This window comes from Advenella mimigardefordensis DPN7 (assembly GCF_000521505.1).
Classification (GTDB): domain Bacteria; phylum Pseudomonadota; class Gammaproteobacteria; order Burkholderiales; family Burkholderiaceae_B; genus Advenella; species Advenella mimigardefordensis.
On sequence record NZ_CP003915.1, the window covers coordinates 1,085,198 to 1,099,034 of the forward strand.

A 13,837-nucleotide genomic window follows, 5' to 3' on the forward strand; every position below is an offset into this window, starting at 1 on the left:
GCATTATGGAGCAGAGACAACATGAGTACTTCAGAACATGGGCAGGCCCGCAGTAATCTGCATCGGGCAACAATATCGAGCTTGTTTGGATCAATTATCGAGTGGTACGATTTTTTCCTGTACGGCGTGGTGGCCGGACTGGTGTTTGACAAGCTTTATTTTCCCGGTGAGAACGAATTTATATCCACCATGCTGGCGTACGGCACCTTTGCGCTGGGGTTTGTTGCCAGGCCGCTGGGCGGCGTCATATTCGGACATTTTGGCGATACCATTGGTCGCAAGAAAATGCTGATGCTCACGCTGCTGTTAATGGGCGGAGCAACCGTTGCTATCGGTTTTATTCCAACCTATGCTCAGATTGGCATCTGGGCACCGATACTATTGCTGTTCTTTCGTATCGTGCAGGGAATTGGGCTGGGTGGTGAATGGGGCGGGGCGGTATTGATGACGTATGAATCTGCTCCGCAAGCGAGTCGCGGTTTTTTCAGCAGTATTCCTCAGATGGGCATGTCGCTTGGCTTAGTGCTGGCTTCCGGAGTGGTGGGATTGTTGTCATGGAAACTGAGTAATGAGGCGTTTCTGGAGTGGGGCTGGCGTGTTGCTTTTCTTTTAAGCGGACTGATGGCGCTGGTGGGTGGCTACATTCGCAATCATGTGTCCGAGTCGCCCGAATTTGAAGCGATGAAGCAGAAGGCGGCTCTATCAGAGAATGCAGAAAAGACCGTGCTGCCATTGGTTGAAACCCTCCGCAGATATCCGCGCATGATATTAGCCTGCATGGGGGCACGTATGATTGACGGCGTATTTTTTAATGTGTTTGGTGTTTACTCACTTAATTATCTGACTCGTGAGCTGGATTTGCCTCGTACGTCTGCCCTGATAGGCGTGATGATGAGTGCGATATTGATGACGTGCTTTATCCCGTTTTGGGGGTCTGTTGCGGATAGGGTCGGTAAAGCTCGTGTCTATGGCCTCGGTGCGCTGTTTGCATCGTTGTCGGCGTTTCCTGCGTTCTATGTGATGCAGACCTTTGCCGACAATATCTACTTGGTCTGGCTCGCTATTGTTATTCCGTTTGGCATATTTCACGCCGCTGTATTTGGCACCATGTCGTCATTGTTTTCATCTTGCTTTGATGCAAAAGTGCGTTATACCGCGATTTCATTTGTGTATCAGTTAGCAGGCGTTGTGGCGGGCGGTCTCACACCCATTGTCGCGACGGTGCTGACCGATATCAATGGCGGCGCACCATGGCTGTTATGCCTGTATGTGCTCGCAGCGGGTCTGCTTAGCGTTGCATGTACCCGATGGATTGCCCGACATGTACCGGATCATGGTACATACGCCTACAAGGGAGCGGCTGGCTCCGCGCAAACGTCGATATCTTGAATCTGTACCAAATCCGGCGCAAGCCGGATCTGCACACGAGGAGTTTTTCAAATGAAAGCACTGGTTTATACCGCACCGAATGAAATGGAATTACGGGAACGACCCTTGCCCGAACTGCAGGCAGGAGAAGTGGTCCTGCGCATCGAAGCGGCGGGCATTTGTGGATCTGATATGCACGCCTATCATGGACACGATCCGAGGCGCAAGCCTGGTCTTGTCCTGGGCCACGAACTGGCTGGCGTCGTGGCAGAAAGTGCAGTGGATACAATCAAGGTTGGCCAGAAGGTGACAGTCAATCCGCTGATAACTTGTGGGGTCTGCCAATATTGCTTGCAGGGCAGGGACAATTTATGCAGCAATCGCGGCATGGTGGGGATGTCGCGTGCCGGCGCTTTTGCGCAATTTATGTCCGTACCTGCCAAGTCAGTGATTCCTGTCCCCGCCGATATGCCGCCGGTGATGGCGGCCGTGACGGAGCCGGCAGCCACCGTGCTGCATGCGCTGAATCTGGCCATGTCAAGAATGCATCGGCCATTGCCGGAGGGGCGCGTACTGGTGATTGGAGGCGGGGCGATCGGTTTGCTGACTGCCATTTTGTTGCGCGCTTATGGCTGTAAGCATGTAGATCTGGCAGAGACCAATGCTTTGCGGCGGGCGTCAGCCGAGAGGCATGCAGGATGCGTGGCTATCGATCCGATAGCGACTACGCCCCGGCAGGACTATTATGATCTGGTTGTGGATGCGGTGGGAGCGAAGCCCACACGCAATACGGCGTTAAACAGCGTCCGCCCGGGCGGAACGATATTGCATATCGGGTTGCAGGACTGGGGTAGCGAAATTGATATGCGCAAGCTGACGCTAGCAGAAATCACGTTGTTGGGAACCTATACCTATACCATGGCGGACATGTATGCCACCGTCAACGCATTGCATAATGGCACCTTTGGGGATCTGTCCTGGGTAGAGACGCGCTCTCTTAATGACGGTGTGACCGCCTTTACTGAGTTGGATCAGGGAATCATTGCCTCGGGTAAAGTGGTACTGTTGCCGCATTGATGGGAGCCTCGTTTGTGAGGGCGATGTTTTGTGCGTGCTGTGGGACGACAGCTGCACGCTTCATTTATTGAGCGGTCTGGCTCAGGAACATTTATTGCACATTGGTGTGCGATGCAACGGGTGCTTTCCTGGTGCGTTGCTCGTATTCGGTCTGGAACGATGCGATAATCGTCTTTTTGCACATGGATTGTCATGACCGATCAAACCGTTTTAAAAGTAGTGCTGCATGCGCCAACCGCAGATGCGTTGCAGCGAGCCCGCAGTAACGCCGGTAATCTGCTGCGCGAAGCGCCGGCTGCGCAGGTTAAAATCGTGCTTAACGCAAAGGCGGTGATGGCAGCCCTGGATGAACCACACGACACTTGTGATGCCATCACCTGGTTATGTCCCAATACCCTGAAGCAGGCGAATCGCCAGAACCGCGCGCCGCTGCAGGTGCTTGCGCATGGCGCGGTGCTTGAGCTTGCCCGACTGCAGCAGGACGGATGGATTTATATACGTGCCTGAAAGGGGCAAAACCATTTTTTACGGCGCTCTTGTTGTGAAGTCATGCAAAAAAGGCCGGCATAATAAGCCGGCCTTTCTTGCAGTTTACCGATAGTCATCACCTATGCGGATTTGCGACTCAGCCTGTCATACAGTGCAGCATATACGGCCACAATAATGAAGCACACTAAAGGCAGGCCGTAGGAGAGCGCGGTATGGTGGCCGTCAGCGATTTTCCCCATAAAATAGGGCATCACGGCGCCACCTACGATGGCCATGATCATAAACGAGCTGCCAATTTTTGTTTTGGAACCCAGGTTTTTTACGCCCATGGCGAAAATAGTGGGAAACATGATGGACATGAAAAAGAAAATGCCGATGGCCGCGACACTGGCCACACCAGGCAAAGCGGTCATGACCATGCCGCAAAGTACGACGTTGATCATCCCATAGATCGCCAACAGGCGAGAGGCCGGAATGCGCGTCATGATGCCGGTGCTGACAAAGCGACCAATCATAAATGCCAGCAAACCTATCGAGAGCAGGAATGAGGCGTCTTTGGCTTCGAATCCATTCCAGGTTTCCAGCGTGAGGTTAATAAAGAACGCCCCAACACCCACCTGAGCCGCAACATAAAAGAACTGAGTAACGACACCGCCGATAAATTCCCTGTGTGAGGTGAGTGAGCGCTGGTTGCTTGAGGCGTTTTTCTGATCGAGTAGATTTTCCGCATCGCGCAGATCCGGCAGCCTGGTGCGCGCAAAAAGGATAATCAGTAATACGACAACGATGGCAATGGCGACATAAGTGATGGTCACCGCGCTGTTCTGAGCACCAGACTGTTCGGTAGAGGCGCCTTCGAAGAAAAACAGGCCGCCGATGAGCGGGCCGCAAAACTGGCCAAAGCCGTTAAAGGATTGAGATAAATTAAGGCGTGTTTCTGCCGTTTCGGGTGCGCCCAGTGCCGATGAATAGGGATTGGCTGCAGTCTCCAGAAAGCCAAGACCGCAAGCCAGTACAAACAGTGCGAACAGGAAAAAGGGGAATGTCATGGCACTGGATGCGGGTACAAAGAGCAGGGCGCCGATTGCATAGAGCGAGAGACCGGTAATAATGCCAGCCTTATATCCTTTTTTTGATATGAACATTCCGGCGGGCAGCGCGATGATGAAATAAGCGCCGAAGTAGGCGGCCTGCAACAATCCGGATTGTGCCTTGGAAATATGCAGGGCATCCTGGAAGTGCTTGTTCAGCACATCCAGTAGTCCATAGGATAGACCCCACATAAAGAAAAGCGTCGTAACCAGAATGTAGCCGGTACGATAGCGATTGTCGGTGATAGCGTGCTTCATTGAAATCTCCGTTGTTGATACTTGTTTTTATGTTTGGTATTGTTTGATTGGTTATTGCATATGCGATAATTCTTGCGGTAATCTATTGCAGTTTCAGATCGAATATTTTTTCCATGGCTACCCATTTTTCACCCGCTGGCGTCCATGGAGTGGGTACCTGAAATTGCCACATCAGGGTTTCCCATTCTTCGATTCTGGGCTCGTTCGCGGCAATCGCAGCCGCGCGCGCGGGACTGTATGTCTCGTCTACTTCCATGATCATGAACAGGCGCGTGCCGATATGCCAGATCTGCATATCGATGATGCCGCAAGCGAGAATGTTGGCTTTGACTTCGGGCCAGATTTTTCTGTGCTGAACTATATATGTTTGAATTTTTTCCGGATCGTCGACCAGATCCAGGGCCAGGCAATATCGCTGATAAGTCATGCAATGACCTCCTCTCAAACGATGGCGCGATCCAGGTGGGTGTAGCCACCATCCACGAAAAGACACTCTCCTGTCGTATGTGAGGATCGATCCGATAGCAGAAAGACCACGGTGTTGGCTATTTCGCGTGGTGTGGTCATGCGCTTCTCAAAGGGGATGCGGGCGGTGATACCTGCCAGCTTTTCCTGCGGGTTATCAAAGCTGCCGATCCATGATTCGTAGAGTGGGGTCATCACTTCGGCGGGGATCACTGCATTGACGCGGATTTTATCGTTCAGCAGCGCGACGGCCCACTCACGTGTCAGAGCGAGTCGGCCACCGTTGGCTGCGCAATATCCACTGGTTTGTCCCTGACCGGTAACGGCTGTTTTTGAGCCTATGTTAACGATGCTGCCCTGGCTTTTTTTAAGATGAGGCAGGGCATGGTGCACCACGGTGAAGTAGTGCACCAGATTTTTTTCCAGTGACAGACGAAATTCATCTACGCTTGCAGTAAGCGCAACATTATCGTTGATGCCGGCATTATTGACGACGCCGTCGATGCGACCATATTGCTCTGCCGTTGCGCTGATCGCGGCCGCACATGCAGCTTCGTCCATCAGTTCCAGTTGTCGGAAGGCGTAGCCTGAAGCAGACGCGGACAGTTTCTCATGCAGTGGCTGTGACAGGGGTGAGCGCGCGAATATAACCGGCACGGCCCCTTCTTCTGCGAGTGTCAGGCTGATGGCTTCGCCAATGCCTGACCCGCCACCCGTTACGATAATGACTTTGCCTTTTAAATTCAGATCCATTTGTCTCTCTCGTTCTTAAATTACAGTTGGTATATTTTCACCGGCGTGGCCAGTTCTACCCGATGGATTTCTGCCTGTTGCCGATCACTTGTATTATCTTTCCAGTAGGTCAGCAAGCTGGAATATGAATGGGTTGCAGATGACACGGGCCAGTCGGATCCCCACAGCAGGCGTTCCGGGCCGAACAGTGCCCAGACCTCATCGACATAAGGCTGCAAGTCTGCAGCAGTTGCGTGTGGGCCTGCTTCGGTCACCAGACCGGATATTTTGACGACGACATGGGGCAGGGCAGCGAGCTTGCGCATATGCAGCAGCCACCAGTCAAATGCGGATGGACTCGAAAACGCCGGTTTGCACAGATGATCAATGACAAGCCAGTGTTTGTCATGGCGCGCGCAGAACTTGATAACCGCAGGCAGATCAGCCTGGTGCGCGAGCACTTCATAGATGTAATGCTGTTGCTGGATTGCCTGAACGCCCTGTTGCAGACCCTGGTGTTCGGTCAAATACAGTGAGGGCTGCGGCTCGTCCTGTATCAGATGACGAAAGCCTTTAATCATGGCGTGACCGCCTGCGGTTTCCAGTTGCGGTTCAATGCCGGCATCAAAATCAAACCAGCCGATGACGCCTTTGATGATCGGATTGGCCTGTGCCAATTGCAGCAAAAAATCATTTTCGCTCAGCATGGGTCTGGCCTGCACTGCGATGGCACCCGTAATGCGTCCCGCGTTGAGTGCAGTGAGATCGCCGGGCAGGCGGTTTTGTCTCAGCGCCGCCTGATCCTCCCCGATCCACGGAAATTCATCATGGTTGTAATGCCAGAAATGAACATGCGTATCTATCATAAAACTGTCTCCTGATTATTTTTTTTTTTTTGTATGGATCAGGCCCTGAAAGCGTACTGTCGACGAGACTCTGGCTTCATCTCGATACTGAAGCCGGGAGCGCTAGGCGGCATATAGGCTGCATGACGGATGACGCAGGGATCGATGAAATGCTCGTGCAAATGATCCACATATTCGGTGACACGGCCTTCATGCGTACCAGAGAAGCACAGGTAGTCAATCATGGACAAATGCTGTACGTATTCGCACAAGCCGACGCCGCCCGCGTGGGGGCAGACGGCAAGCTTAAATTTCGCGGCCAGCAGCATAACGGCAAGGACTTCATTGACTCCGCCCATGCGGCAGGCGTCAATCTGTACGACGTCAATCGCCTGGCGGCTCATAAACTGTTTGAACATGATCCGGTTCTGGCACATTTCACCGGTCGCAACTTGTATAGGCGCGATGGCTTCGCGAATCCGGCGGTGTGCTTCGATGTCGTCCGGGCTGGTTGGTTCTTCGATGAACCACGGATTGGCAAAGGCCAGTTCCTGAACCCAGGTGATCGCCTGTTCGGTTTCCCAGGTTTGATTGGCATCGATCATGAGTTTACGATCCGGGCCGATAATGTCCCGTGCAATACGCACACGGCGCTTGTCTTCTTCCAGATCGCGACCAACTTTGAGTTTAATGTAATTGAAACCCTGGTCGATCGCTTCCTGGCACAGGCGGGCGAGCTTCTCGTCGCTGTAACCCAGCCAGCCGGCGGACGTGGTGTAGCAGGGATAGCCTTCAGACTGCAACGATGTTTCCCGCGCTGCTTTTCCTTGCGCACGCTCCTGCAATAATCGCAGGGCTTCATCCTGGGTGATGGCATCGGTCAGATAGCGGAAATCGATGCAATTGACCAGCTGTTCCGGACTCATATCTGCCACCAGTTTCCAGACCGGTTTGCCTTCCATTTTGGCCCATAAGTCCCAGATCGCATTGACGACAGCACCGGTGGCCAGATGCATGGCGCCTTTGTCGGGACCGATCCAGCGCAACTGACTGTCGCTGGTCAGTTTGCGCCACATCTGGGCGGGTGAGGCTTTGACGCTATCCATATCCAGGCCGATAACCAGATGACGCATGGCTTCAATGGCCTGGCAGCAGATTTCATTGCCCCTGCCGATGGTGAAGGTCAAGCCATGACCGGCCAGAGATGGATTGTCCGTATGCAGGATGACGTAAGCGGCTGAATAATCCGGATCGGGATTCATTGCATCGGACCCGTCCAGAGCGGTTGATGTTGGAAAGCGGATATCCAGCACTTCCATTTGGGTGATCTTTGTCATGGTGTCTCCTGCAACGCTATAATGAGTCAGTGATCAGACCAACCTGTAAATTCGCCTAATTTGGTCAGTCCAATTAAATTGGTCTGTACAATTTAGGCGAATTTCTGGTGGTTTGCAAGTTTTTTTCGATTAATTATTAGAGTCATACATGGAAAGTGATCGCGTTTATCAACGGATTGCCGCAAGCATCCGCGAAAAAATCCTGAATAACAGTTATCCGGTGGGCAGTCGTATCCCGCCTGAAAGAGAGCTGGCCAGTCAGCTTCAGGTGAGCCGTACTTCGGTACGGGAAGCGATCATCGCGCTGGAGGTGTCGGGCTGGGTTGAGGTCAGACTGGGTAGCGGGGTGTATGTACTGCAGCGTGGTCCGGCACAGGTCAATCATGAAGACCCGCCCGTTCATCCTAAATTATTGCCTCATCTTGCCCTGTCAACAGAGGTAACCCCATTTGAATTGCTGCAGGCGCGTCTGGTGCTGGAGCCGGAAATTGCAGCGCAGGCGGCGCAGCGGCGCAGCGACGAACAAATGCAGTCTATTAAGGATGCGTATCTGATGAACGTGCAGGACAATCTCAATCACTCGCAGGATCATATCGGTGACCGGTTGTTCCACATTCGCATTGCCGAAGCGGCTGAAAATGGCGCCTATGCTTTTTTTGTGCGCTACCTTCTGGGTAAACAATATACCGAGCTGTTTGGCCGCTTGCAGCAGCTATATACCCCGGATGATATGCCGTTGCGGTCTCAACTGGAGCACCACAATATATTGCTGGCACTGGATAAGCAGGACGCAGATGGCGCCAGGCAGGCGATGCACCAGCATCTGACAAATGTGATTCGGATTTTTATGCGCAGTGTCGACAGCGCGTCGTGAGAATGATTTTTCCCCCTGCAGGCATTGACTGGGTGTTTGTATTCAGGGCGTTGCCATAGGCAGTGGCAAAGCAGGGGCGAAAAAAAACGAACCCACAGGATTCGTTTTTTTGGAGGCAGGACACTGCTGATTATTTCAGATGTGTGCTGACCAGTTTCGTCATTTCGAACATGCTGACCTGATCTTTACCGAAAATAGGCCGCAGTTTCGCGTCAGCATTAATATTGCGACGGTTTTTAGGATCCTGCAGATCATGTTTCTTGATGTATTCCCAGATTTTTTTGGTCACTTCTGTACGAGGTAACGGATCACTGCCGATTACTTGAGCCAGCTCAGCGCTGGGAGTCAGCGGTTTCATGAAAGCTGCGTTTGGCTTACGGGCTGGTTTTTCTGAAGTTGTTGCCATGTTTATAAATCTCCATAAAGGCGTGTGTATATTCGTACATGGAAGAGAATAACGTGTAATTTGCCTCTTGCATAGTTTTTTTTTGAGCGAAATTGGCGAAAATTACAGATATGGTTTTTTGCGTGCAAAATAAAAGAAAATGGGTGAAATACGGTGTCTTTTATAAGATTTTTTTGATTTTTTTGAAAATAAATGATTTGTTAAGAATTATTAGCGTTGTCGTGCATAAGCCGCTTTGAGCGGGGCTGCGGCGTTTCGTTCAGTTATCGGTCAGTGAAAACCGCCGCTGGCGGCGTCATTGCTGCCTCTGTGCCTGGCGACAGAAGCGCGCAAGTTGCTCAATATTTGCACAGGCGGAGAAGATCTGCAGGGGCTTTTGTTCTTGTCAGCTCGTGTCAGTATAGGCAGCGGGTACGTCAGCACGAAATTTCCTCCCGGTTTTCTGTATAGTATTGGTCATCAAAAGGACCACCATTATTATGTTGATTACAGATACTGCCATCACCCTTATTCAGCCAGACGACTGGCATTTGCATTTACGCGACGAGGAAGCGTTGCGCGCCGTGGTTGCGCATTCTGCACGCCAGTTCCGCCGCGCCATTATTATGCCTAACCTGCGTCCCCCGGTGACAACGGTTGAGCAGGCGGGTGCCTATCGCGACCGCATTGTTGCGGCGCTGAAGGAAGCCGGACGTGATCCCGCCACCTTTACACCTTTGATGACCTTGTATCTGACCGCTGGTACGACGGCGCAGGATATTGAGCAGGCTGCTGCTGCCGATTTTGTGCACGCCGTCAAACTGTACCCGGCGGGCGCGACTACCAATTCAGATGCTGGGGTGACCGATTTGCTGGATCAGTGTGACAAGGCACTGGCAGCGATGGAAAAATATGGCGTACCTCTGTTGGTGCATGGCGAAGTGACCGATCAGACTGTTGATTTGTTTGATCGCGAGGCGGTGTTTATCGACCGCGTGATGATTCCGCTGCGCCAGCGTTATCCATCGCTGAAAGTTGTGTTCGAACATATTACGACCAAGGAAGGTGTTGATTATGTGACGCAGGCAGAGGGCCCGGTTGCAGCCACGATCACCGCTCACCATCTGCTGTACAACCGCAATGCTATTTTTACAGGCGGGATCCGGCCCCATTATTACTGTTTGCCGGTCCTGAAGCGCGAAACCCATCGCCAGGCGCTGGTGGCTGCAGCCACTGGTGATAGTGATCGCTTTTTCCTGGGTACCGATAGTGCACCGCATGCCAGGGGGCTCAAGGAGCATGCCTGCGGCTGCGCCGGCTGTTATACGGCCTTGCATGCGCTCGAGTTGTACGCCACGGCATTCGAACAGGCGGGGCGTTTGGACAGGCTGGAAGCCTTTGCCAGCCTGAACGGACCTGCTTTTTACGGCCTGCCGGTCAATACCGAGACGGTCACGCTGGAGCGCAAGCCCCTAGAAGTGCCCTATACGCTTGAATATGGTGCCACCGAATTAGTCCCGCTGGCTGCGGGTGAAACGCTGAACTGGTCGTTTGCCGATTAAACAGACCGGCAACAGGCCTGGGCGATGAATATGGGTAATGGTCCGGCGATCGCTGCCGCCACTTTTGTTATTAGAGTACCGATACGATGAAAATTCAGATTACGCCGGAACGTTACGTTGCGGTCGATGATTATTTCAATCGTCTGCTGCTGGCGGACGATACCATTCCTGCCAAAGTGCTCGCGCATTGCGAAGCGCATGCCATGCCGGCGATTCAGGTGGCGCCTAATCAGGGCAAGCTGTTGAACCTGCTGGTGCGCATCAAGGGCGCAAAGCGGATTCTGGAGCTGGGTACACTGGGCGCCTACAGTACCGTCTGGATGGCACTGGGTATGGGACCGGATGGTCGCCTGATTACCCTGGATTTTGACGAAAACTATGTAAAAGTCGCGCGCGAAAGCCTGCGGATAGCCGCCGTGGAAGATCGGGTGGAGATCCGTGTCGGCCGTGCTGTCGATTCAATGCAGGCGCTGATTGATGAGGGCGCCGCGCCATTCGATTTTATCTTTATGGATGCGGACAAGGAAAACAATCCGCGTTATCTGGAACTGGCACTGCAGCTGTCGGCGCCAAGTACGGTGATCGTGGCCGATAACGTGGTGCGGCAGGGGCAGATTCTGGATGCACATTCCGATGGTAGCAATATCAAGGGCTTGCGCCGTTTCTTTGATGATATGACCGGCAATCCGGCCCTGTCTGCCACGGCTTTTCAGACCGTGGGCAGCAAAGGCTGGGATGGCCTGTCCATCGCTATTGTCAACGGCTGATCAGTTGCCTTTCTTGCTTTCGAGCAGTTCCCAGCGTTCCAGCTTGGCCAGCAGGGTTTCTTCAATTTCCAGCAGGCGCTCGTGAATGCCGGCGGCCTTTTCCGGACCATCGGCATACAGGTCTGGTTCCGACAGATGTTGCGTGAGTTCGCCCTGTTCGGTTTCCAGTACCACAATTTCCTGGGGAATACGCTCCAGTTCCTGTTGTTCCCAGTTGCTCAGGCGGCCCGGTTTATTTTCCTTGCGCGCAGCGGCCTGCGGCTGGGTCGATGACGTATTCTTTGCCTGAGTTGATGCGCTGGCGCTTTCCTGCTGTTGTATGGACGACGGCCGCTGAGTCAGCCAGTCGTCATAGCCGCCCACGTAATCGCGCCACTGGCCGTTACCTTCGCAGGCAATGGTTTGGGTAATCACGTTATTCAGGAAGGTGCGATCGTGGCTCACCAGCAGTACGGTGCCGGAAAATTCCTGCAGCAGTTCTTCCAGTAATTCCAGAGTCTCAATATCCAGATCGTTGGTGGGTTCGTCCATAACCAGCACATTGGCCGGACGGGCAAACAGACGCGCCAGCAGCAGGCGGGCACGCTCTCCGCCCGACAGGCTGGACACAGGGGACTGGGCCCGGGCAGGCGAGAACAGGAAATCACCCAGATAGCTCATGACATGTTTGCGCTGGTTGCCGATTTCCACCCATTCGCTGCCGGGATTGATCACTTCGGTCAGCGCGGCGTTGTCGTCCAGCTGCTCGCGCATCTGGTCGAAATAGGCGACCGAGAGGTTGGTGCCCAGTCGGACCTGGCCGCTGTCCGGTGTCAGTTTGCCCAGAATGATTTTAAGTAGCGTGGTTTTGCCGGCACCATTGGGGCCGATAATGCCGATCCGGTCACCGCGCATAATGGTGGTGGAGTAGTCGTGGATCACGGTTTTATCGGCAAACGACTTGCTGACATTTTCCAGCTCAGCAACCAGTTTGCCTGAGCGTTCGCCCGTGGTTACGGCAAAGTTCACATTGCCGACGCGTTCGCGCCGTTCGCTGCGCTCGCGCCTTAACTGTTCCAGTCTTTTCACCCGGCCTTCATTGCGGGTGCGACGGGCTTCCACCCCCTTGCGTATCCAGACCTCTTCCTGGGCCAGTACCTTGTCGAAGCGCTCGTTTTGCAGTTTTTCGGCGGCCAGCCACTCGGCCTTATGCACCTGCCACTGGCTGAATGAGCCGGGGTAGCTGTGCAGCTTGCCGCGATCCAGCTCCACGATCCGGGTGGTGATGGCATCCAGAAAGCGTCGATCATGGGTAATGACCACGCATGCGCCACGGTTTTGCAGAATACGTTTTTCCAGCCAGGCGATGCCCTGAAAGTCCAGATGGTTGGTGGGTTCGTCCAGCAACAGCAGATCGGGCTGTTCGACAAAGGCACGCGCCAGTGCAATACGCTTGCGGGTGCCGCCGGATAAGCCGGCGATCTTGCTGTCGGGTGGCAGGCCGAGTTCTTCGATCATCATATTGGCGCGCGTTGGCCGCTGCCAGTCTTCCGTGCTCAGAAAATCGCCCACAATCGTGTCATACACTGTGCTTTCTTCGGGCAGTTCGGGCTCCTGTTCGACCGTCATTGAGCGCAGTGAGCCCAGGCGCGAGATTTCGCCATCGTCCGGCACAGAGCGACCATCCAGAATGCGCAGCAAGGATGACTTGCCGGCGCCGTTGCGGCCGATCAGGCCGATGCGCTCGCCCTCCTGAATAGTCAGCGAAGCGTTGTCGAGCAGGGCGTGGTGGCCGAAGGCCAGTTGTGCGTTCAGTAGCGTGATGAGCGTATTTGCTGCCATAGGGAAACTGCGAGCCTGAAAGAGAGGGTCCGGGCGTGCCGGAATTGAACAATACCAACATTGTCGCATTAATCGCGGGTCTACTTGCGGATATCGCTGGCTCGCGAGGCATTATCACGGTTACAATAATGCCCGCAGGAAAGGTTGGGCAATCGCGGTACGTCAGTATCGAGGAATGTCCGGACTCCATAGGGCAGGATAGCGGCTAACAGCCGTCCGGTGGTTTGCGCCGCCGAGGAACAGGGCCACAGAGACGAGACTGGCGCGCGGGCTTAACCGCACTGATACGGCCACTTCCGTATGGCGTCGTCCGCAAGGGCGACAGCGCGTCAGGGTGAAACGCGGTAACCTCTATCCGGAGCAACATCAAATAGGCATGTGTGTGATTCGTCACGAAGGGCGGCTCGTCCAAGCATGCGGGTAGATGGCTTGAGTGCCTTAGTAATAAGGTTGCCAGAGGAATGATTGCCAACCGGGAAACCGGTTTACAGAATCCGGCTTACAGACCTTTCCTGTCTTCTTTTTCTCACAAGTCGCAATTGTTAATAAATGCTAATAATTATTCTGAAATTAGCGACTTTTTCTGACATTTTTCTGTAATTAATTTTAACTCCATGATTTTTATCAAGAAAAACTTCGCATTTTCGGCGAAGTTGGCTAAGTCTTTGTTGTGATTGACAAAAGTCACTAAATAGGGCTTGACCATTTGCGCGCATTCACTTAAAGTGGGAAAAAGTAGGATTTTGTGCAAAATTGTGGGATAAAA

General features: G+C 53.3%; 13 protein-coding genes and 1 other RNA gene. 7 read left to right on the forward strand and 7 right to left on the reverse strand.

The genetic code is table 11. The features are described from left to right. Positions 1-21 precede the first annotated feature (21 nt). The 3 genes from MIM_RS04960 to MIM_RS04970 all read left to right on the forward strand — a co-directional run bounded on the left by MIM_RS04960 (position 22) and on the right by MIM_RS04970 (position 2,952). A complete protein-coding gene (locus MIM_RS04960; protein ID WP_025371663.1) occupies positions 22-1,389 on the forward strand; it encodes an MFS transporter in 1,368 nt (455 codons plus the stop codon). 51 nt (positions 1,390-1,440) lie between these two features. Then, a complete protein-coding gene (locus MIM_RS04965; protein ID WP_025371664.1) occupies positions 1,441-2,445 on the forward strand; it encodes a galactitol-1-phosphate 5-dehydrogenase in 1,005 nt (334 codons plus the stop codon). 192 nt (positions 2,446-2,637) lie between these two features. Beyond that, positions 2,638-2,952, forward strand: coding sequence for a DsrE family protein (locus tag MIM_RS04970; protein WP_025371665.1), 315 nt, complete (start codon positions 2,638-2,640; stop codon positions 2,950-2,952). 101 nt (positions 2,953-3,053) lie between these two features. On the opposite strand, the gene fucP is transcribed toward MIM_RS04970, so the two are convergent. The 5 genes from fucP to MIM_RS04995 form a co-directional block, all read right to left on the reverse strand. Beyond that, a complete protein-coding gene (gene fucP / locus MIM_RS04975) occupies positions 3,054-4,283 on the reverse strand; it encodes an L-fucose:H+ symporter permease (protein WP_025371666.1) in 1,230 nt (409 codons plus the stop codon). 82 nt (positions 4,284-4,365) lie between these two features. After that, complete coding sequence (locus MIM_RS04980) at positions 4,366-4,710, reverse strand: L-rhamnose mutarotase (RefSeq protein ID WP_025371667.1); 345 nt, start codon at positions 4,708-4,710, stop codon at positions 4,366-4,368. Between the two features lie 14 nt (positions 4,711-4,724). Next, complete coding sequence (locus MIM_RS04985) at positions 4,725-5,501, reverse strand: SDR family oxidoreductase (RefSeq protein WP_025371668.1); 777 nt, start codon at positions 5,499-5,501, stop codon at positions 4,725-4,727. 20 nt (positions 5,502-5,521) lie between these two features. Continuing rightward, positions 5,522-6,346: an amidohydrolase family protein gene (locus MIM_RS04990; protein ID WP_025371669.1), complete on the reverse strand. Its 825-nt coding sequence runs from the start codon at positions 6,344-6,346 to the stop codon at positions 5,522-5,524. A 38-nt stretch (positions 6,347-6,384) separates the two neighbouring features. Next, positions 6,385-7,662 carry an L-fuconate dehydratase gene (locus tag MIM_RS04995; RefSeq protein ID WP_025371670.1) on the reverse strand — a complete coding sequence of 426 codons (1,278 nt, stop codon included), beginning with the start codon at positions 7,660-7,662 and terminating at the stop codon, positions 6,385-6,387. Positions 7,663-7,810: 148 nt separating this feature from the next. Between MIM_RS04995 and MIM_RS05000 the strand changes: the two genes are divergently transcribed. Further along, positions 7,811-8,536 (forward strand): FadR/GntR family transcriptional regulator, encoded by a 726-nt coding sequence (locus tag MIM_RS05000; protein WP_025371671.1) that lies wholly within the window; start codon positions 7,811-7,813, stop codon positions 8,534-8,536. Between the two features lie 130 nt (positions 8,537-8,666). On the opposite strand, the gene MIM_RS05005 is transcribed toward MIM_RS05000, so the two are convergent. Beyond that, positions 8,667-8,942 (reverse strand): SWIB/MDM2 domain-containing protein, encoded by a 276-nt coding sequence (locus MIM_RS05005; RefSeq protein WP_014751679.1) that lies wholly within the window; start codon positions 8,940-8,942, stop codon positions 8,667-8,669. A 479-nt stretch (positions 8,943-9,421) separates the two neighbouring features. Here MIM_RS05005 and pyrC point away from each other — a divergent pair, with 479 nt between their 5' ends. Both pyrC and MIM_RS05015 read left to right on the forward strand, forming a co-directional pair. Further along, positions 9,422-10,483 carry a dihydroorotase gene (pyrC, locus tag MIM_RS05010; RefSeq protein WP_025371672.1) on the forward strand — a complete coding sequence of 354 codons (1,062 nt, stop codon included), beginning with the start codon at positions 9,422-9,424 and terminating at the stop codon, positions 10,481-10,483. An 86-nt stretch (positions 10,484-10,569) separates the two neighbouring features. Beyond that, a complete protein-coding gene (locus MIM_RS05015; protein WP_025371673.1) occupies positions 10,570-11,250 on the forward strand; it encodes an O-methyltransferase in 681 nt (226 codons plus the stop codon). On the opposite strand, the gene MIM_RS05020 is transcribed toward MIM_RS05015, so the two are convergent. Then, on the reverse strand, positions 11,251-13,071 hold the full coding sequence (locus tag MIM_RS05020) for an ATP-binding cassette domain-containing protein (protein ID WP_025371674.1): 1,821 nt from the start codon (positions 13,069-13,071) through the stop codon (positions 11,251-11,253). Between the two features lie 136 nt (positions 13,072-13,207). Here MIM_RS05020 and rnpB point away from each other — a divergent pair. Then, an RNA gene (gene rnpB, locus MIM_RS22325) (RNase P RNA component class A) lies at positions 13,208-13,589 on the forward strand. Positions 13,590-13,837 lie beyond the last annotated feature (248 nt).